General features: G+C 58.1%; 16 protein-coding genes. 9 read left to right on the top strand and 7 right to left on the bottom strand.

The window, feature by feature from the left end:
* Window positions 1-3 precede the first annotated feature (3 nt).
* The 3 genes from XMD517_RS04535 to XMD517_RS04525 all read right to left on the bottom strand — a co-directional run bounded on the left by XMD517_RS04535 (window position 4) and on the right by XMD517_RS04525 (window position 2,593).
* Window positions 4-873 (bottom strand): WYL domain-containing protein, encoded by an 870-nt coding sequence (locus XMD517_RS04535; protein ID WP_173488293.1) that lies wholly within the window; start codon window positions 871-873, stop codon window positions 4-6.
* Between the two features lie 744 nt (window positions 874-1,617).
* Window positions 1,618-1,986: a hypothetical protein gene (locus XMD517_RS04530; RefSeq protein ID WP_173488292.1), complete on the bottom strand. Its 369-nt coding sequence runs from the start codon at window positions 1,984-1,986 to the stop codon at window positions 1,618-1,620.
* Window positions 1,979-2,593, bottom strand: coding sequence for a TetR/AcrR family transcriptional regulator (locus XMD517_RS04525; protein WP_173488291.1), 615 nt, complete (start codon window positions 2,591-2,593; stop codon window positions 1,979-1,981). Before XMD517_RS04525 ends, XMD517_RS04530 begins: the two co-directional genes overlap by 8 nt.
* Window positions 2,594-2,687: 94 nt before the next feature.
* Here XMD517_RS04525 and XMD517_RS04520 point away from each other — a divergent pair, with 94 nt between their 5' ends.
* Genes XMD517_RS04520 through XMD517_RS04510 form a run of 3 tightly spaced genes read left to right on the top strand, consistent with a single transcriptional unit; the run spans window position 2,688 to window position 7,583 of the window.
* On the top strand, window positions 2,688-3,185 hold the full coding sequence (locus tag XMD517_RS04520) for a cytochrome b (protein WP_173488290.1): 498 nt from the start codon (window positions 2,688-2,690) through the stop codon (window positions 3,183-3,185).
* 4 nt (window positions 3,186-3,189) lie between these two features.
* On the top strand, window positions 3,190-4,488 hold the full coding sequence (locus tag XMD517_RS04515; RefSeq protein ID WP_173488289.1) for an efflux RND transporter periplasmic adaptor subunit: 1,299 nt from the start codon (window positions 3,190-3,192) through the stop codon (window positions 4,486-4,488).
* On the top strand, window positions 4,485-7,583 hold the full coding sequence (locus XMD517_RS04510) for an efflux RND transporter permease subunit (RefSeq protein ID WP_173488288.1): 3,099 nt from the start codon (window positions 4,485-4,487) through the stop codon (window positions 7,581-7,583). The genes XMD517_RS04515 and XMD517_RS04510 overlap by 4 nt, the downstream gene beginning before the upstream one ends.
* A 152-nt stretch (window positions 7,584-7,735) precedes the next feature.
* On the opposite strand, the gene XMD517_RS04505 is transcribed toward XMD517_RS04510, so the two are convergent.
* Window positions 7,736-8,125: a hypothetical protein gene (locus tag XMD517_RS04505; RefSeq protein ID WP_173488287.1), complete on the bottom strand. Its 390-nt coding sequence runs from the start codon at window positions 8,123-8,125 to the stop codon at window positions 7,736-7,738.
* Entirely contained in the window at window positions 8,125-8,916 is a 792-nt protein-coding gene (locus XMD517_RS04500) for a recombinase family protein (protein ID WP_371809486.1), read from the bottom strand. Before XMD517_RS04500 ends, XMD517_RS04505 begins: the two co-directional genes overlap by 1 nt.
* Window positions 8,917-9,033: 117 nt before the next feature.
* Between XMD517_RS04500 and XMD517_RS04495 the strand changes: the two genes are divergently transcribed.
* Window positions 9,034-10,385, top strand: a protein-coding gene (locus tag XMD517_RS04495; RefSeq protein WP_371734363.1) for an IS3 family transposase whose coding sequence is annotated in 2 segments (ribosomal slippage) — window positions 9,034-9,369 and window positions 9,372-10,385 — 1,350 coding nt in all. Because the reading frame shifts where the segments join, the coding sequence is not laid out codon by codon here.
* A gap of 173 nt (window positions 10,386-10,558) precedes the next feature.
* Here XMD517_RS04495 and XMD517_RS04490 read toward each other — a convergent pair.
* Complete coding sequence (locus tag XMD517_RS04490) at window positions 10,559-11,851, bottom strand: AAA family ATPase (protein WP_173486381.1); 1,293 nt, start codon at window positions 11,849-11,851, stop codon at window positions 10,559-10,561.
* A 317-nt stretch (window positions 11,852-12,168) separates the two neighbouring features.
* On the opposite strand from XMD517_RS04490, the gene XMD517_RS04485 reads away from it, so the two are divergent.
* The 5 genes from XMD517_RS04485 to XMD517_RS04465 all read left to right on the top strand — a co-directional run bounded on the left by XMD517_RS04485 (window position 12,169) and on the right by XMD517_RS04465 (window position 18,311).
* The gene (locus XMD517_RS04485) at window positions 12,169-12,408 is read left to right on the top strand and encodes a FeoA family protein (RefSeq protein ID WP_173486380.1); all 240 of its coding nucleotides are present in this window, start codon (window positions 12,169-12,171) and stop codon (window positions 12,406-12,408) included.
* On the top strand, window positions 12,405-14,735 hold the full coding sequence (feoB, locus tag XMD517_RS04480; RefSeq protein ID WP_173486379.1) for a Fe(2+) transporter permease subunit FeoB: 2,331 nt from the start codon (window positions 12,405-12,407) through the stop codon (window positions 14,733-14,735). The genes XMD517_RS04485 and feoB overlap by 4 nt, the downstream gene beginning before the upstream one ends.
* Window positions 14,736-14,750: 15 nt before the next feature.
* Complete coding sequence (locus XMD517_RS04475; RefSeq protein ID WP_173486378.1) at window positions 14,751-14,987, top strand: FeoC-like transcriptional regulator; 237 nt, start codon at window positions 14,751-14,753, stop codon at window positions 14,985-14,987.
* Window positions 14,988-15,108: 121 nt separating this feature from the next.
* A complete protein-coding gene (locus XMD517_RS04470) occupies window positions 15,109-16,020 on the top strand; it encodes a PhnD/SsuA/transferrin family substrate-binding protein (RefSeq protein WP_173486377.1) in 912 nt (303 codons plus the stop codon).
* 20 nt (window positions 16,021-16,040) lie between these two features.
* Window positions 16,041-18,311: a response regulator gene (locus XMD517_RS04465; RefSeq protein ID WP_173488328.1), complete on the top strand. Its 2,271-nt coding sequence runs from the start codon at window positions 16,041-16,043 to the stop codon at window positions 18,309-18,311.
* 419 nt (window positions 18,312-18,730) lie between these two features.
* Here the strand turns inward: XMD517_RS04465 and XMD517_RS04460 are convergent, their stop codons facing one another.
* Entirely contained in the window at window positions 18,731-19,468 is a 738-nt protein-coding gene (locus XMD517_RS04460) for an NnrU family protein (protein ID WP_254449828.1), read from the bottom strand.
* Window positions 19,469-19,512: the final 44 nt, after the last annotated feature.

The following is a 19,512-nucleotide window of genomic DNA, read 5'->3' as shown; positions in this document are numbered from 1 at the left end:
CCCTCAAACTTCGGTCTCAGCACGGTTCAAGTCCGTGTGAGGTGTTAACAAAATGATCTGTTGATCTTGTGGCTTCCTGGTGCCGGGATCGATATCGAGGCCAAGGCGCTTAAGTGCGTAATAAAGCAGAGCGCGCCGAACCTTGATCTTCGCACTGCCACCTTGCATCCCATAATCCAGCGCGATCACCTTTTTCTGGTTCTCGGAGAGTTCAGGGTGGGGCCCAATCTCAAGCGTGACGTGCTGTTGCCAGTCCGCATCGGCAGCATCCGTGACTTCGCTGGCTTCGACTCCGCGCGTTTGGAGTATGCGCGAAAGCAGGAAGTCCTTGAAGACCTCGTCGGTCTTGCAGAACGCCCGTGTGTGCCATCTAAAGCCATCGAACCCGATGGCGTGAGGCGCGATCCACCGCCAGCTTGGCTCAGGCCGCGAGAGGGACTGATACTTCACCTCAATGGCCTGAGAGCGCCGTATTGCACCAACGACGGATCGTAGTGTGATCGGGTTCACCCCACGCGCCGGTGTCGGTGCGGCATCATAGGAAGGCAGTTCAGCGATCCAAGTGTCGTCATCATCCATAATGCCGTCGGCCAAAGAACGAAGCTGCGCGAGGTAGCGGCTCGCGTCGGGTTTCAGGAAGTGCGGTGCGTACTCCGGGCCACGAACATAGGTCCGTGCGCTCTTGTCGTAGACCATGTTGTCCGGGACGAAGCCGATATAGCGGTTCAGGTCGGCCGACGCCTGGTTTACCGATAGCCCGAACTGCTCCATCAAATCGCTGCGGTTCACATGCCCCTCCCAAAATAGTCGGAACTCGATGAACTCGAGGCGCTGCGCGACTCCCCAACGAAGCTCCGACTTGTCGTTATCCACTTCGCACTCCCGACTCGGCGCGTATGATTAATATGCGCGCCCATTTTTTGTGCTGATCACACGCTAGCGGGGAGTCGTTTCGTGTTCAATCGAAATCTTGCGTAATTTCGGGGGGTTGTCATGGAGTGTGCAGTTTTGAGCAGAAAAGGGCGATTACTGGGATGGCCTGCCGGGAGGCGCCATTGTGGCAACCCTTCCACAGCCCGGATGTTTTTGGGCTTGGCTGATCGGCTGATTTTCCAATGAGCGTCAGATTTGCGCAGGGTTTCGCGTGGGTCCCTCGGGGTCCGACGCTGGCACGAGAGAGAGTTCGTTGCATGTGTCATTCCCTCCGCCACCTACACTTGCCGAAACCGATGATGGGCCCTTATGGGGCCCTTTTTTCTTTTGGTTTCAAAGGGGTTTAGCCGTTGCGACCGCCCTTCGGAGACTGGCTAAATACCCAAAATCGGTCTCTGAACCCGCTTTGTCTCTAACCGACCGCCCCTGGCCTTCAGAAGGGCGTATTCAAAAAGTATAGTATTTTCAGAGTCTTGGCGTTTTCGGGCAAGCGCCCTTTTCGAAGTCTCAAGTGGTATCGAAATACGATGCAAACCGCGGGACGGGTCTTAGGGCGGTCGTTTTGGGCGGAGAGCCGCCTTTCGGCAGCACGGCGCTGGACTTGCAGCTTCAGTGGAAGCGGTCACTCGCTACACTGGCATCGCCTGTCTACAAGATGCACGAGGCGGCCTCAGTCTAATGATTTCAAACTTTCAGGCGTGCCACCAGCGTTGTCCCACCCCACACGACGCTGCGAAAGCCCATGGCGAAGACGGTGCGCATTTCGAAAGCGCCGTCGTTGATGATATGCAAACCTAAACCCGCAAAAGCCAAAAGCGTTGCCGCGAAGATTGCAAGCGACAGGAGGAACGCCCATCTTCGCGCCTGCCAGAGGCCGAGGCCCGCCAGTATATAGGCGGGTCCGGCCAACGTGTTGAACCACAAAACGAAGGGCACGACTGCCCCCATGTCGGCTAGTCCCAGCAGCGTTCTGCCACCAGAGACTATGGTGAGCGCGCCAAAAGCAATCGCAACACCGCCCGCAATGTGGGCCATCAGACGTGATTTAGGCATCGGAATCCCGCTCCATTCTGCGCAGCATTGCCACCTGCACGTCAAACAGACGCAACCCTTCATCAACCAGCGAAAAGCCCCGCTCGCCAAGCGTCCAGCGGATCGCAGCGCCCTGCACAAGCGAGGTCAGCAGTATGGCAATGTCCTCGGGGCAGACATCACGACACAAATCGCCGGCCGCCTGCAGGTCGCGGATCGCGGCAACAAGGTGGCCCTGAAACGCAGCCAAAAGTCCCCGAAACACGTCGCGCAGGCCGTGGTTTTCTACCTGTAACTCACGCGAAAACAGGATCGAAGGCAGGGCGGGGGTGTCGGCAATAGCTACCAGCTGTGCCGTGATCAGTGCCTTCAGGCGTGCACGCGGCCCGTCGGCGGCAGCTTCGGCTGCGGCCCAGTCGCGCTGCAGGCGGGCTCCGATATCCTCGGCCACGGCCAGCCAGAGCGCGCCTTTGGTGGGGAAATGCCGGAAGATCGCAGGCTGGCTGATGCCAATGGCGCGCGCGACATCGGTGGTGCTAAGCCGGTCTGGCCCAATTTCATCGGCTATTCGAAGCACTTCGGCCACGATCTGCACCTTGCGGTCTTCCGCGCTTCGACGACCAGACATACATCACCTATTGTTAGTTATCACTAACTAACATATAGTGTAGGAAAGCGCAACTATCATCCCGAGTCGCACGTGCAGACTGAAAGGACCCCACATGCCCGCTACAAACGCACCCACCGGCTACTCTCGTCTGCAGATCGGTCTGCACTGGCTTGTCTTCGCGCTGATCGCACAGCAATACCTATTCAAGGACTCCATGTCAGCCGCATGGGACCGTGTCACGGATGGGGTTGAGGCGGGGTTCGACCCGCTCGTGCTGGCCCATGTGGCGGGCGGCGCGCTGGTGATGATCTTCGCGCTGTGGCGGCTGACCCTGCGCGCTCGTCGTGGGGTGCCCCCGCCGATTGAGGCCAGCAAGGTGCAGGGCATTCTCGCCAAACTGACCCACGTCGGGCTTTATGCGCTGATGATCCTGATGCCTGTCAGCGGATCGGTCGCATGGTTTGGCGGGGTCGAGGCTGCGGCGCAGGGGCATAATGTGATGAAAATCATCCTGCTGGCGCTGGTCGCGCTGCATGTTGTTGGCGCGCTTTACCACCAGTTTGTTCTGCACGACGGCACCTTGGCGCGGATGCGCAAGGCGCAGGGCTGATCCGATGCGTTTGTCACCCCTCCTTGCCTTGCCACCCATCGCGCTCGGGATCGCTGCTGCGGTCTGGATGATCTCGTCCGCGCCGGGCCCGGCGCAGATCGACGGGCACGCGCCCGCTTTGCCCGTCCGGGTGATGACGGCCGTGGCACAGGATATCCGCCCGAAGGCGACGGCATGGGGCAACCTGCGGGCCGCCGACACTTGGGTCGCCGTGGCTGAGGTGCAGGGCGAAGTGATCTGGCGCCATCCTGATCTTGAACCCGGCCGCCTGATCCCAGAGGGGACCGAAGTGCTGCGGATTGACCCTGCCGACTATGAATTGGCGCTGGCACAGTCGCAGGCCGACCTCGCCGCGCTTGCCGCCGAAGCCACGCTGCTGAGCGCCGAGGCCGCCAATACGGGCCGGATACTTGATCTGGAACGCGCACGATTGACATTGGCCGGGGCTGACCTGACGCGCATTCGGACGCTTGCCCAGCAGGGCACAGTTCCGCAATCGCGCGCGGACGAGGCGGAGCGCGCCACCCTTTTGGCCCGCCGCACGGTCGCGGAACTGGAAAACGCGATGGCGCTGATCCCGTCCCGCGAGGCGCGGATCGTGGCCCAGATCGCGCGAACGCAAGCCGCCATCGACCGTGCGCGCCGGTCTCTTGACCGCACCGTGCTGACCGCCCCCTTTGATCTGCGCGTGACCGAAGTCGCCGCCGAACGCTTTCAGACCGTCGCCCCCGGCCAAGTGGTGATCCGGGGCGACGGAATCGCGGCGGCCGAGGTGGTGGCGCATTTACCGATCGACAGTTTTCGCCGCCTGATCGGTAATGCGATCGAGGGCATTACCCTTGCCAACATGATGCGCGATGGTCCGCCCACGCTGATTGACGTGACGCTCAGCCCGCTATCTGACCCGACGCAGGTCTGGACCGCCCGCATCAGCCGGATCGAGGGGGCCTTGGATGCCCGCGCCCGCACCGTGCCAGTCGTGGTCACGGTTGATGCCCCCTATGAAGGCGCCGACCCGCCTCGACGGCTGCCGCTGGTGCCGAACATGCAAGTGCAGATGTCCTTCTTGGGTGCTGGCATGACGGGTGCCGTCTTGATCCCCGAGGGCGCGCTGCATGGCGGAAGGGTGCGCATCGCAGGTCAGGGCGATCTGCTGGAACTGCGTCCCGTCACTGCCTCTTTCGCACAAGATGGCCTTGTGGCCATCACTGATGGCCTCGCCCCCGGCGACCGAGTGGTGATCGACGACATCGCCCCGGCCATCCCGGGCATGGCGCTGACGCCTGTCGAGGCCTCACAATGATCCGCTGGTTCACCGGTCACCCCACGGCGGGCAATCTGCTGCTTTTGCTGTTCCTCGCCGCCGGCGCCTTTGCGGCACCCGGCCTGTTGCGCGAGACTTTCCCCGATTTCCGCGCTGTCGAAGCCGAGATCACCGTTCCCTACCGGGGGGCCGCAGCCGAGGATGTAGAGACCGCAATCTGCGCACCGCTTTGGGACGGGGTGCAGGGTGTCGAGGGGCTGGAGACATTCAACTGTACCGCGCAGACCGGCCGCGCGCGCGCCGTGGCAACCATGGCGCCCGGCAATGACGCGCTGCGTTTTGTCAATTCGCTACGGACCGAGGTTTCGGCCATCGAAAGCTTTCCGGACCGCGCCGATCCTGCCGTGGTGCGCGAATTGCACCGTTATGATCCGGTCACGTCGGTTGCCATCTCGGGCGATCTGCCACTGGGCGAGTTGGACCTCTATGCCGACGGCCTGTCGGACCAATTGACTGCCCTGCCGGGTGTCGCCCGCGTGACACGCGGGGGCCTTGGCACCCGGACGCTTTTGATCACCGCCAATCGTGCCGTGTTGGAAAGCCACGGGCTGACACCCGCCGTCTTGGCCGCCGCCATCGCCGCGCAGAACATCGACCTGCCCGCAGGCACGCTGGAGGGGCCGGGCGCGGACCTCACCTTGCGCTTTACAGCCGAGCGCGACACGGCTGCGGCGCTTGCCAGGATTCCCGTGATGGTGTTGCCGAACGGCGCGACCCTGACGTTGGGCGACGCGGCGGTGATCGAAGAACGCTTTGAGCCAACACAGGACCGCGCCTTTGTCGATGGCACTCCCGCCATCGTCCTAGACGTGGCCAAGGCACTGGATGCAGACGCGCTGCGCGTGCTGGATGGCGTAACAGAACTGGTGGACGCCGAAACCGCCCGCCTGCCCGATACGATCACGGTCAAGGTCGTGCAGGACGTGACCTCCATCATCCGCGACCGTCTTGTGATGCTGGTGCAGAATGGGGTCGTCGGTCTTATTCTGGTGGTCGTCGTGATGAGCCTGTTCTTCCGCCCCGGTTTCGCGATCTGGGCCGCGATGGGCCTGCCCGTAGCCTTTGCTGGGGCCTTTGTCTGGATGGCGCTGACCGGGCTTAGCCTTAACATGATGACACTGGTCGCACTTTTGATGGCGATCGGGATCGTTATGGACGATACTATCGTGATTGCGGATTCCATCGCCGTGCAGGCCGCCAAGGGCGCGACGGTCGAGACCGTGGCGGCAGGCGTAGCCGCCGTGGCACCCGGCGTGATCTCGTCCTTCCTGACGACGCTTGCCGTGTTCCTGCCTCTGGCCTTCCTCGCGGGCGAGTTGGGTGCCGTGCTCGAGGTTCTGCCGGTCGTGTTGCTGGCGGCGCTCGCCGCGTCGCTGATCGAGGCTTTTTTCATCCTGCCCCATCACCTGAAGGGTGGGATGAAGGACACTGCCCCCTCCCGCTTCCGCAAAGGCTTCGACGCGGGCTTTGACGCTTTTCGCGAAGTGGTCGGCGGTCTGGCCGATACCGCGATCAAGGCGCGCTGGCTGGTCGCAGGGCTGGCCATCGGTGCCTTGATCCTGACCATAGGTGCGCTCGGTGGCGGCATGGTCAAGCGCGAAGCCATGCCCGAGATCGACGGCGATGTGCTCGAGGCGCGGCTGATGCTGCCTGCAGGCACTTCGCTGGTTCGCACGACCGAGGCCGTCGCACAGGTCGAGGCCGCGCTTGACCGTGTGAACGCCCGCCTGACCCCTGAACAGACCGAGGCACGGCCCCTTGTGATCCGCCGCATCACCCGCCTGGGCCGCAACCTTTCGGCGGGCGAGACGGGCGCCCATGTCGCCACCGTCGCGGTAGACCTGCTGAGCGCCGAGACCCGCAACAGCACGCTGGACGAAATCGTGTCGCTGTGGCGCGCAGAAATCGGACCGCTGCCCGGTGTCAACTCGCTGATCCTGACCGAGCCGGGGATCGGCCCGCAGGGGATTGCGGTGGAACTGCGTCTGACCAACCCAGACCTTGCGACACTAGAGGCCGCAGGTCGCGCGACTTTGGCGGAACTTGAAACCTACGCCGGGGTTCGCAACGCGATTGTTGACCTGCACCCCGGTGCGCCTGAATTGCGGCTAAGCCTGTCGCAGGGCGCCGAGGCCCTAGGGCTGACCGCGACGGACGTGGCAAGCCAACTGCGGGCGGCCTTTCTTGGCACCCAGCTTTCGGAAATCCGGCGCGGCGATCTGGCTTGGGATCTTGAGGTGCGGCTGGCCGATGAGGACCGCACCACTCGCGCTGACCTGAGCCTTTTCGAAATCGCCCTACTCGGTGGCGGCACCGTGCCGCTGTCCAGCATCGCCACCATCGAAGAGGCACGCGGCTGGGGCTCCATCACCCGCCGCAACGGATTGCGCACGCTGACCATCGCTGCCGATGTGGACGGCCGTATCGGCAATGCAGACGCGATCACCGCCCGGTTGGCGGAGGGCTTCTTGCCCGGTCTGGCGGCCACCACCCACGGTCTTGGCTTTGACATCGGTGGTCAGGCCGCGAATTCTGCGGAAACCGTCGCCTCGATCCTACGCGGTTTTCTTATCGGGCTGGTGGGCATCTTCCTTGTGCTCAGCTTTCAGTTCCGCAGCTATGTGGAACCGCTGATTGTGATGATCACCATACCACTGGCGTTTCTGGGCGTGATCTGGGGTCATGTCCTGATGGGTTACAACATTTCCATGCCATCACTCGTGGGGGCGGCGTCACTGGCGGGGATCGTGGTGAACAACGCGATCCTTCTGGTCGGTGTGATAAATGATCGCCGCGCCGGCGGGCTTTCTGCCGCTAAGGCCGCCGGCGAGGCCGTACGCGCCCGCTTCCGACCGATCTTCGTGTCGGTTTCAACCACGATCATGGGAATGGCGCCCTTGCTGCTGGAAACCTCGACCCAGGCCCAGACGCTTAAACCGCTGGTCATCTCGGTCGTTTTCGGACTTTTGGCCTCGACGGTTCTGATCCTTCTGGTTTTGCCTGCATTCTACGCAGCGCTCGAGGACATAAGGCCTAGGAAGCAGGCCAACACGAGTGACCCGGAAAAGCACTGATCCCATTGGTATTCTTCCGAAAAAGAAAGCAACAACAAGATCTTATGGAGCCCCAACACTCAAAATTTCCACACTTTGGGCGAATGGCCGCTCTGGTGGACGTCGCAGGTGAGTGCCGGGCCTGCTTGGCTGGCGTCTTTGGGCCGTTTGCGTTAATTCGGTGCCCCAAACACCACGCCGGCCTGATCCGCCCACGGCAATCCCGCGCACTCCGACAACTGCATCACAGTCACGGCCGAAACCTCGCGACCAAACACCAGCCGCTTCAACACCTCCGGCGCGAGATATGCCAGTCGCAACTGGCGGCTGACATGGCGCTCAGCCAAACCCACAGCCTCGGCCAATTCCTGGATCGTGCCGAACTCACCTGTCTCCATCCGCCGCCGCCAGGCCCAAGCGCGGCCAATGGCGCGCAGGATATGCGGGTCTTGGGTCTGGTCCTCACTGGGCAGGTAATCTGCGGGCGGCAGGATCTTCGGCCGCCCGTTTTTCTTGCGCACCTTGAGGGGCACGAAGACCTGGATGGTGTCGGGTTCGCCCATCACTCTGCAGCCTCGAGTTGGCGCGGCGTCATCAGATCTCGCATAACACCGGCGATGCCATCGGTGCGCAGGTCAATGACCAGGCCCTCAGCGGTCACCGTGACGCGGCGCACCAGCAGCTGGATAATGCGCGCCTGTTCGCCAGGAAACAGCTGCGCCCAGAGTTCTGGAAACTTCTGCAGGGCTGCAATGGCGTCAGCATCTGGAATGTCATCTCTGTCCAATTTGGCGATAACCTGTGCTGTGGTTTCAGGGGTGCGCAGAACGCGGCGGATTTCGGAAATGACTGCTCCCTCGGCCGTGTCGGCTGGCAAGCGCCGCGGTATGCCGTTGTCGGGCGTCTCACGGTTCTTCAGAAGGTCCATCGACACGTAGTACCTATACCGGCGCGTGCCTTTCTTCGTGCTGGAGGGCGTCATGGCCGCGCCGGTGGCGGTGAACAGCAGTCCCTTCAGCAGCGCCGGCGTCTGCGTGCGGCTGTTATTGGCGCGCTTTCGGGGGCTTTCCCCCAAGATGTCATGCACCTGATCCCAAAGCCGCGCGTCGATGATGGCATCATGCTCGCCTGGATATGCTGTGCCTTTGTGCACGGCCTCGCCGCGGTACACGCGGTTGTTGAGCAGGCGGTAGAGGTAACCTTTGTCAATCAAGGTGCCCTTTTTGCTGCGCAACCTTTCGGAGCGTAGTTCTCTCGCCAGAACGGTAGCAGATCCGACCTCTACAAAGCGGGTAAAGATGTCCACGACGGTGTCGGCTTCCTCGGCATTCACTACCAGCTTACGGTCGCGCACATCATACCCGAGTGGTATGTTGCCACCCATCCATGTCTGACGTCAGCGCTTGTGGGACAGATTTGAGGTTTTCGTAACGGAGGATTTCTGGTTCATCGCAGCCATTATGGAGCGAAGATGAACAAGAAATCCGGAACATCGAAGGACGCGGCTGACAAGCTGGTCAAAGGCATCCGCCGCAAGACGCGCAAACAGTATTCAGCCGAAGAGAAGATCAGGATTGTGTTGGCGGGTCTGCGCGGCGAGGAAAGCATTGCCGCGCTGTGTCGCCGGGAAGGCATCAGCGAGAGCCTGTATTACACATGGTCGAAGGAATTCCTAGAAGCGGGCAAGCAGCGTCTGGCCGGTGATACCGCGCGCCAGGCGACCTCGCCTGAGGTCAATGAACTGCGCTCAGAATCAGCGGCGCTCAAGGAGGTCGTTGCTGAACTGACCCTGGAAAACCGTCTGCTCAAAAAAAGCATGATCGGGGATGGGGAGTACGAGGTATGAGGTATCCCGCAACGGAAAAGCTGGAGATCATCCGCACTGTCGAAGCTTCGCATCTGCCTGCCCGTCAGACGCTGGCGATGCTCGGCATACCCACCACAACCTATTATCGTTGGTATGACCGCTGGACCGAAGGTGGGCTTGACGCGCTTGACGATACGGCACCCCATCCTGGGTCTGTGTGGAACCGCCTTCCGGATGAGACCCGGGCGGACATTATCGAGTTCGCGCTCGAGCATGAGGATCTGACGCCCCGGGAGCTGGCGGTGAAATATACCGATGAGAAGCAGTATTTTGTCTCTGAATCATCGGTTTACCGTATCCTGAAGGCGGAGGATCTGATCACGGCACCGGCGCACATCGTGATGAAGGCCGCCAATGAGTTCAAGGATAAGACGACGCGTCCCAACGAACTCTGGCAGACCGACTTCACCTACCTCAAGGTTCTGGGGTGGGGCTGGTTCTATCTCAGCACGATCCTGGACGACTACAGCCGTTACATCATCGCCTGGAAGCTTTGTGCGACGATGAAAGCTGAGGACGTGACCGCCACACTCGACCTGGCACTTGCAGCCTCCGGCTGTGACAGTGCAACCGTGGTCGCCAAGCCCAGGCTGCTCAGTGATAACGGCTCATCTTACATTGCAGGAGATCTGGCGGACTATATCGAACACAAGGGCATGACGCATGTCCGCGGCGCACCTTACCACCCCCAGACTCAGGGCAAAATCGAGCGATGGCATCAGACCATGAAGAACCGCGTTCTGCTGGAGCATTACTTCTTGCCCGGTGACCTCGAACGGCAGATCGACGCATTCGTCGAGTTCTACAACAACCAGCGCTATCACGAGAGCCTGGGCAACCTGACCCCCGCCGATGTCTACTTCGGGCGCGATAAGCAGATCCTGAAACAGCGAGAGGAGATCAAACGAAAAACCATGCTCACCCGGCGCTTGCGCCACCAAACTGAAAACGCATAAACTCAATCAAGGATGAGCCAGAGCCTCCAAAACGAAACGCGCTCAGCTGTCCCAAATTATCTGACGACGGACAGTTTATTCCGAAACGCCCACAACATTGTTATCTTTGACAGTGTGTCGACTTTTCCCTGTCTCAGGTGAACGTCGAAACACTTTAGGAGCGGTAAGTGCCTTTACAGGGACAGATCCGTAATCTTGCGTTTGCGCCGCGCCACGGCCACGTTTTTCCAGGCCACGTCGAGGAAATCCTCGCTAAGCTCTGCGGGTTGCCCAAGGAAGGCTGCAAGCGCCTTGACGTGATCAATCAGGAACCCCGGATGCGCCCCGGAAGGCACCACATTGCGCTTTTTATAGTGGCTGTCGAAGAACCGCCCCAGAACCGCCCCGTCGAAATCCAGTCCGCGCACTTTGGCAAGATTGCTGAAAATATGCAGGTAATCCTCGCGGGTTGGGCTGGGCACGAAGATCTTGAAATGGATCCGCCGCAGCGAAGCATCATCAGCGAGGTCTTCGGGCAGGGTGTTGGTCGAGAACATCACCAATTGGTCAAACGGCACCCGGAATTTCTGCCCGGTATGCAGGGACATGATGTCGAAATGACTTTCCAAAGGGACAATCCAGCGGTTCAGGATCTCGGTGGGCGAGGATCTCTGTCGCCCGAAATCGTCGATCACAAACACGCCCCCCAATGCCTTGAGATGCATCGGTGCTTCATAAAGGCGGGAATGTTCGTCAAATTGCAGATCCAGCATATCGAGTGTCAACTCGCCCCCGGTGACGACAACCGGGCGTTCGATCTTGACCCACCGCTGGTCGCGGGCCCGTTTTTCCGCCTCGTCCTCGTCTACCTCGTCGTGCAGTGTTTCGTCAAAGAAGCGGATAACCTGACTGCCGACGATAAAGGCGTGGGGAACAAAGATCTGTTGGGAAAACACCTTTCCCAATGCTTCCGCGATCGAGGTTTTCCCGTTCCCCGCTTCGCCATAAAGCAGAACTGATCGTCCTGAATTCACCGCCGGGCCCAATTGGTTGATCATCCCGTCGGGCAACACAAGATGGGAAAGGCCGCGTTCCAGCTCTTCCCGGTGAATGACCTCATGCTTGATGGTCTGATCCTTGATTTGCGCCCAGAACGCCTCAAGCGTGACGGGGGCAGGGCCGACATATTTCGACATGAGAAGCGCCTCATAGGCCTCTTTCTTGCCCCGATCGGTGAGCGCGTAGCGGATGTCTGATTTGATATCCTGACTTTCCAATCCGCGGGCTTCAATCAGGTGCAGCTCCTGCATCTTGTTCAGGATCTGTCGCACGAGTATGGGCGAGAGCTTTACAATGCCGGCAATCTGCGCGGCCACCATTGTGCCGCCTTCGTTCATGATCTTGGCAATCAGTCCAATCAGAAAATGTGTATCAAGGCCGGTTTCGGAAATTTCTTTCGGCGCGGTGTTGGTTTGAAAATCCTTCATATTCAATTCCTTTCCCCTGTAAGAAGCGTAGCGGAATACAGCGGATCAGGCAACAAAACTCCCTTATTTGCCACGTATTTGCGAGGGATCTTGCAGGGGGGGAGGGATCTCCATTGGCCGTCAAATGCGAGCGTTCTACAGGCCATGATTGCCCGCGTGCGGAGCGGTGCCTGTCTTGGGGATCAAACCCTGCCGCTTTTTTGTGGGGGCTGACCAAGGGGAAGGAGGCCAAATTGACCTAAATCAAGGACTTGACGGGTGGTTTATCTAATAGCTTACAAAAATTGTCTGATTAATCGCGCGCGGCGAGGCCCGGAATGGACATCAAACTAAAAGATCTTGCGGTCGGAGACAGTGCCAGCGTGGTGGGGTTCTGCCCTGGCGGATTGCCGTATCGCCGCAAGCTTCTGTCAATGGGACTGACCCTTGGCACCCAGTTCAGCGTAACCCGCGTTGCCCCGCTGGGGGACCCGGTGGAAATCAGGATCCGGGGATATGCACTCAGCCTGCGCAAGGATGAAGCCGAGGTGCTGATCGTGAAAAAGGTCTTGTCATGAGCGGTTTGACCATTGCCATTGCCGGCAACCCGAATTGCGGAAAAACCACACTTTTCAACGCATTGACCGGTACCCATCAACATGTGGGCAACTGGCCGGGCGTGACGGTTGAGAAAAAGGTCGGGACCTTTTCCCATCAGGACACTCGGATAGATCTGGTCGACCTGCCAGGGGTCTATTCACTGAGCATCGTCGGCGGGGAAGCGTCGCTGGATGAGCGGATTGCCCGTGAGTTTATCCTGACGGAACAGCCCGATCTTGTGGTCAATGTGGTGGATGCATCGAACCTTGAACGCAATCTCTATCTGACCGTACAACTTCTGGAAATGGGCACGCCGCTTCTGGTGGCGCTGAACATGATGGATATCGCCAGAACACGGCGCATCCATATTGATCTCGATGCGTTGTCGCGAAAGCTGGGCTGTCCGGTGGTGTCGACCTGTGCTGCCAGCAAGACCGGGCTGGAGGGGCTGGTGGAGCAGATGGTGGCGGCCGCGCGCAATCCAGAGCCCCCTCGTGCCACCACACGGTTTTCCGACCAGATTGAACAGGCGATCGACAGGCTGGATGCGGAAACCGGGTTCCATGTCGGTGCGGGCAGCCGCCGGTGGCTTGCGATCAAACATCTGGAAGGGGATGAGCTTTGCCCCACCTTGGTTGATCCGGGCACCGCGGAGGCCGCAAAAACCTTGCGGGCAGAAATCGAGGCGGAAAGCGGGATTGACGCGGATACGTTGATTGCCTGCGGGCGATATGACTTTGTCGCGGAGATCACCAGCGCCACGGTGCAGCGCAGTTCGGAACTCGGCCGTTCGCTGTCTGAAAAACTGGATGGGCTGGTGTTGAACCGGGTGCTGGGCATTCCGATTTTCCTGCTGATCATGTATCTGATGTTTATGTTCACCATCAATATCGGTGGTGCGTTCATTGATTTCTTCGACATTTTGGCAGGCACCCTTTTTGTTGATGGGCTGGCTGCGCTTCTGGACCAGCTTGGTGCGCCGGGCTGGTTGGAAACCTTGCTGGCCACCGGGGTGGGCGGCGGCATCCAGACGGTTGCAACCTTCATTCCCATCGTGGCCTGCCTGTTTCTGTTCCTCTCGGTGCTGGAAGACAGCGGATATATGGCGCGCGCCGCCTTCGTGATGGATCGTTTCATGCGGATGATCGGCCTGCCGGGCAAAAGCTTTGTCCCGTTGATCGTCGGGTTCGGCTGCAACGTGCCGGCAATCATGGCAACCCGTACGCTGGACAGCCAGCGCGACCGGACACTGACCGTGATGATGGCACCGTTCATGTCCTGTGGGGCACGCCTGCCGGTTTATGCATTATTTGCGGCTGCCTTCTTTCCGACCGGCGGACAGAACTTGGTATTTTTGTTGTATTTTCTGGGGCTTCTGGCTGCTGTTGGCACCGGATTGATGCTAAAGGCCACCCTTTTGCCGGGGAAACCCACCCCGTTTATCATGGAGCTTCCCGCCTATCACTGGCCCTCTGCGCGCGGCATTTTCCAACGCAGCTGGCATCGTTTGCGTGATTTTCTGACCGAAGCGGGACAGGTGATTGTGGTCATGGTGACCGTGCTGGCCTTTCTGAACTCCTGGGGCACCGACGGTTCCTTTGGGAATGAAGACAGCGAGGCCTCTGTCCTCTCGGCTATGGGGCGCAACCTGACCCCGATTTTTGCCCCTATCGGTATCAGCGAAGAGAACTGGCCCGCCACCGTCGGGATCTTTACCGGGATACTGGCCAAGGAGGCCGTGGTTGGCACGCTCAATACCTTATATACCGATCTGGCCGAGGATGGGGCAGGGGAGCCCGCTTCCTTCTCGCTTGTGCAAGGGGTGGGGGACGCTGTGTCCACCATCGTGCCGAACCTGAAAGCGGGGCTGGGCATGGCAAGTGATCCGCTGGGTTTGAAGATCGGCGATGTCAGCTCTCCTGAAATTGCTGCGGCGGAACAAGAGGTGTCCGGGACTGTTTTCGGCACAATGGCCACGCTGTTTGATGGTCAGGCCGGCGCATTTGCCTATCTTCTCCTGATCCTGCTCTACATGCCTTGCGTGGCGGCGCTTGGGGCAATCTGGCGTGAGACCAGCCCGGGATGGGCAATGTTTGCCGGGGGGTGGACCATGGCGATGGCCTATGGATCGGCCGTTCTGTATTACCAGATTGCGACCTTTGCCCGCCATCCGCTGGCGACAGGAATGTGGATGGCCGGGATTTTGGGGGCACTGCTGGTCCTGTTTTTGCTTTTGAAACGGGCCGGGCGCCGCATTGGGGCGCTTGAGATGCCGGGCCGAGGTCCAACGCCCGGATCCGTTTGATGAAGGAGAGGTGCCTTGCTCTTAGATCTCAGATCTTATGTGAAATCGCGACAATCCGTCAGCCTGATTGAGATTTCAAACCATTTCAGGCGCCCGCCCGATGCGGTCAGGGGAATGCTGGCACATTGGGTCGCGAAGGGTGTGATCCGCCGGCAGAACTTGAGGGCCACTTGCGGCAGTTGCGCGAGCTCGCGTGATTGTGGCGGTTGTGACGTTACCGACAGTCTGGAGATCTATGACTGGGTGGGGTGAGGAAATCTTCCCGGTTATGCTTAAGAAGTTGTTTTCCTTTTGTCCTTAAGGTTGACCCTGATCGCCCTGCCGCAGGACCTGTTTGGTCACGTGGCACCGGGGCTTATTGGAGGGTCGCGTGATGCAAGAAGACAACTGTAACCACCTCACCGGTCGGGTTCGAACCCTGTTAAATACCTGGGCTCAACGCTCTGCTGACGGTCTTGCTGCCGTTGCTCTTGTGCTCCTTTTCAGCCTTGTTCCCGGTCAGTCACGGGCTGATATCACACTTGTTTTTGGCACCTATGCCGCGGACAAACCCACGGCAACGGTTAAGAAATACAAACCTTTCTTGACGTTCCTCGCGTCCCGGATGTCGGAACGTCTGGGGGAGCCCGTCGATATCAGGATGAAAATCTCCAAAACCTATGAAGACGGCATTGCACAGCTTGCCAATGGCGACGTGGATTTTGCACGTTTCGGTCCCGCCTCTTACGTCGCGGTGACCGAGATGAACCCCGAGGTCAAGATTGTCGCGATGGAATCCAAGAAGGGTAAAAAGCGTTTCAAGGGGGTGATCGCCGTTCATGAAAACAGTGAATTCAACAGCCTTGCAGATCTCAAAGGGCATTCCTTTGCCTTCGGTGATGAGCTGTCAACTATTGGTCGGTACTTGGCGCAGTCCCACCTGCTGAATGCGGGCGTTTCAGCTGCGAACCTGTCTGGTTTCAGCTTCCTTGGCCGTCATGATCTGGTTGGAGAGGCCGTGGGCGCAGGTAAATTCGATGCCGGTGCGCTCAAGGAAAGCACGTATAAGAAGCTGGTTCAAAAAGGGGTGCCTTTGCGTGTCTTGTTTGACTTTGACAATGTTACCAAGCCTTGGCTGGCCCACCCGAAAGTGCCAGATCGGGTTAGGCAGGCAATGCAAGATGTGATGCTGGCAGAAAAGAACGATGAGCGGGTTCGGGAAATCTCGAAAAACGGTTTCCTGGCGGGCACTGACGAGGATTACCAACTCGTTCGCGATGCCATGCAACACAGCGCGTCATTTTAATTGATGGGTTTGGTGTGAAGATGAAGCTCAACGGTGTCTATACGCAGATTGTTCTGTCCATGCTGCTTGCTGCAGGTGGGGTTGCTCTTTTGCTGGGGGAGCTTGAGCGGAGCACGCGTGTGGTAGAGCTGAACAAACGGTTGAGTGAGCAGGCGGAACTGGCGGTCTCACTGCTGAGCGGGGCCATGATCGAGGATATCATCGTCGAAGATGTTCCGGTTCTGGAAACGGCGATGCGACAGGCCATCAATCGCTACCCGCAGATGGTTTCGATCCGCTTGATCAATGACCAAGGACGACCGATTGCGTCAGCGAGTTCCACCGAGGAACGAGCTGAACATGAACTTGTTGATTTCAATAGTGATATTGTCTTTGAAGGAGAGAGCTTTGGGCAGATGCAGGTGGCGTGGTCCACCCGCGAAGGGGCGCAGCTGATTGAACAGCAAGTGCGCCACACCCGTTTGAACACGCTGTTGACCGTGTCCTCCCTTTCAGCCCTGTTCCTGCTTCTGGCCCATTTGTTTGCATTGCGCCCATTGCGCAAAACCCATGCGAGGATGTCCAGCGTTCTGTCCGGGCGGTTCGTCCAGAAACAGTCCATGCCATGGTTTGTGGGGAGGGAGTTAAAAGCGCTGGACGCCTCTGTTGAAGTTCTGCAGGCCAACTTGCGAAGCCGTGATGCACGTGAAAAAGAGCTGGAGAAGGCACGGAATGCAGCTGACGATGCCAACAGAAGCAAATCAGAGTTCCTCGCCAATATGAGCCACGAAATCCGAACTCCCATGAACGGGATTATTGGAATGGCGGATTTGCTGCAAAACACCGAGTTAGATACGGATCAGAAGCTCTACTCTGACACGATCCTCAGCTCCGCTGCGTCGCTTCTGTCCATTATCAACGACATCCTGGACTTCTCAAAAGCGGAGGCCGGGAAGTTTTCTCTTGATCCGACCCCGTTCAACTTGCGGCGCACCTGCGAAGAAGTGATGAGCATGCTGTCTGTCAGCGCGGGTATGAAAGGTGTCGAAGTCGTGTTGAGATATCATACAGATGTCCCAGACGGAATTTTTGCCGACAGCGTACGCTTGCGACAGATCTTAACAAACATTGCGGGTAACGCGGTTAAGTTCACGTCTGAGGGACATGTTTGCGTGGATGTTTCAACGGCCGACCACAATGGTGATTTGAAGCTGGTTTTTGCCATCACCGATACTGGCATAGGTATCCCAGAGGATCAGATCCAAAAAATCTTCCGCGCGTTTGAGCAGGTCGATGGTTCTAATACCCGAAAATACGAAGGAACCGGTCTCGGACTTGCAATTTCCAGCCACCTCGTCGAGCTGATGGGGGGAGAGATTGAAGTGCGGTCAACATTCGGAAAAGGCACTACTTTTACAGTAACCTTACCGCTTCAGCCCGTGCAGCGTCCCACTGAATATATGAAAGTCGAGAGCCGAGATCTAAAAAATTACAAGCTGCTGGTCGTCGACGATCTTCCCCTCAATTTGCACATTCTTCGGGAGCAACTGGGTAACTGGCATGCTGATGTGACTTTGGCGCAATCGGGACAAGAGGCCTTGGAAATACTTCAACAATCTGCCGAACAAGGGGCGGGGTTTGATGTCATTGTCCTAGATTATCAGATGCCAGAAATGACAGGCATAGAAATGGTTCAACGGTTGCGAACGAGTGGCTTGCATGAAGACACACCCGTGATTGTTCTATCTTCGGCCGATCAAAGCATTTCGGCTGATGTTCGAAATGCTCTGGGTATTGCTGCGGTGGTTCAGAAACCCCTGCGTATGGCAGCATTGAATCAGACAATTTGGTCAGCGATACATCCTGCGACTGCTGAAGATCCGGATCAACAGGCCGGGGGCGGCTTTGATGAAAGCATACCGGCCTTCCGTGTTCTCGTGGCGGACGACAATAAAACAAACCGCTTGGTGGTCCGGAGTATGTTGAAGGGGACGCCGATTTCTACTGAGTTTGTGGAAAATGGAAGGCAGGCAGTTGACAGTTACAAAGCGTGTCCCCCGGACGTAATTTTGATGGATATGTCCATGCCAGTCTTGAGCGGGATTGAGGCAACCAAAGAAATACGTCTTTGGGAGCAAGAAACCGAACAAACGCGGTGTCCCATTGTTGCTTTGACGGCCAATGCAAGAAAGGATGATCGAACAAAATGCTTGTCCGCGGGTATGGATGATTTTTTGACCAAACCAATAAATAAATCTGCTTTGCTGGATATGTGCCTTATGTGGGTTGGGGATGGAGAAAGCCCGGTCTGAACAATGGGAGAACTGGTGCTTTCAGTGTATGAAGTCCGAGACGAGTTCGAAATACGTAACAGGGCGCTTTGTAATGATATTGCGTGTAATGCGGCATTAAGGCCAGTTTCTGTGTGTTTAGGTAGAACTTATTCAAGATCGCAATTTAGTGCCCCCCTTTTGGGGGGATACTCTGCTCTGCAATTTAGGCAGAAGGTCGACATGGGGGAAAAGAAATTACAGAGATGTGCCTTGGCGGGAAACGGCAGGTAAGTGCTACTAGGCTGCCCAATTTGGGTGGTTTCCTAGTGTCAGGGCGCAGCACGTGTTCTCATTACAATTGGGAAAAGACAATTGGGAAAAGCGGATTGGCGAGCCTTAACCGAGACGGTGCCGTTGCCGGCCATTAGGAACAATGATTGGGGCACCCCGCTGTTTTGTCAGGGTAGGGGAGAAATGCCGATGATGAACTCATGTGCCCAAACTGTTGCGGCAAAAAGCACAATGCCCAGAGCGAAACGGATACTCCCGTTTATACTTGGTTTGAAACCAAGGCGAGTTTTGCGCAATGCCTCCCAGGTCTCAGTTCCCAATTCTCGACGTGTTCGCTTGTTGATGATTGTCCGGCCAAGCAGGGAAAACAATCCAAACAGTCCGAACATGATCACATGTGCAAGATCGCCATTTGCCACCAGATGTGCACTTGACCAAAGCAGAAGTGCGACAAGTAGCGGATGATGGAACCAACCGACAATGCCCGGATTATTCGGATCAAAAAGTGCGTTGTCACTGCCCCCGAAAGATAGGGGATTGGGGCGCCCGACCGATAGCGCGACAAGGATAATTGCGAAAAACATTAAGGTCAGGGCCAGATGGTTCTGCCAGCTTTCCCAATGCCAGATTGGAATATGGGGGGCGGTTCGGGCAACCAGGATCAATATGGTCAGTGCTGCAATGGATAGGATGCTATAGGCCAGCGTGAAGTCCCGTTTGCCGAGGATACTTACAAGGCGGTGTTTGACCTTCGGCCGGGTGGGGATCGAGTGGCTGAGGAAGAAAAAGAGAATACCAAGTAAGAAATTGCTCCAGTCCTGCATCTGCTCGTCCCCTTTGAAAACAATCCTCGCCTTGCTGTGTAGCGGAGCAGGCTCTGAAACGAAATGCGGAATTGAAGTCATGTCCTGCCAAGGGCATGAGAGAGATAGTTCCAAATATCCACTAA

The organism is Aliiroseovarius sp. xm-d-517 (assembly GCF_013283135.1).
GTDB classification, from domain to species: domain Bacteria; phylum Pseudomonadota; class Alphaproteobacteria; order Rhodobacterales; family Rhodobacteraceae; genus Aliiroseovarius; species Aliiroseovarius crassostreae.
Note: the sequence above shows the minus strand (reverse complement) of the source record. Positions and strands in the feature narration are given on the sequence as shown.

Coding starts and splice junctions, on each gene's coding strand:
- XMD517_RS04530 (WP_173488292.1), bottom strand. CDS start 1,986: ATGCCTAAATCACGTCTGATGGCCCACATTGCGGGCGGTGTTGCGATT.
- XMD517_RS04525 (WP_173488291.1), bottom strand. CDS start 2,593: ATGTCTGGTCGTCGAAGCGCGGAAGACCGCAAGGTGCAGATCGTGGCC.
- XMD517_RS04520 (WP_173488290.1), top strand. CDS start 2,688: ATGCCCGCTACAAACGCACCCACCGGCTACTCTCGTCTGCAGATCGGT.
- XMD517_RS04515 (WP_173488289.1), top strand. CDS start 3,190: ATGCGTTTGTCACCCCTCCTTGCCTTGCCACCCATCGCGCTCGGGATC.
- XMD517_RS04510 (WP_173488288.1), top strand. CDS start 4,485: ATGATCCGCTGGTTCACCGGTCACCCCACGGCGGGCAATCTGCTGCTT.
- XMD517_RS04505 (WP_173488287.1), bottom strand. CDS start 8,125: ATGGGCGAACCCGACACCATCCAGGTCTTCGTGCCCCTCAAGGTGCGC.
- XMD517_RS04490 (WP_173486381.1), bottom strand. CDS start 11,851: ATGAAGGATTTTCAAACCAACACCGCGCCGAAAGAAATTTCCGAAACC.
- XMD517_RS04485 (WP_173486380.1), top strand. CDS start 12,169: ATGGACATCAAACTAAAAGATCTTGCGGTCGGAGACAGTGCCAGCGTG.
- feoB (WP_173486379.1), top strand. CDS start 12,405: ATGAGCGGTTTGACCATTGCCATTGCCGGCAACCCGAATTGCGGAAAA.
- XMD517_RS04470 (WP_173486377.1), top strand. CDS start 15,109: ATGCAAGAAGACAACTGTAACCACCTCACCGGTCGGGTTCGAACCCTG.
- XMD517_RS04465 (WP_173488328.1), top strand. CDS start 16,041: ATGAAGCTCAACGGTGTCTATACGCAGATTGTTCTGTCCATGCTGCTT.
- XMD517_RS04460 (WP_254449828.1), bottom strand. CDS start 19,468: ATGACTTCAATTCCGCATTTCGTTTCAGAGCCTGCTCCGCTACACAGC.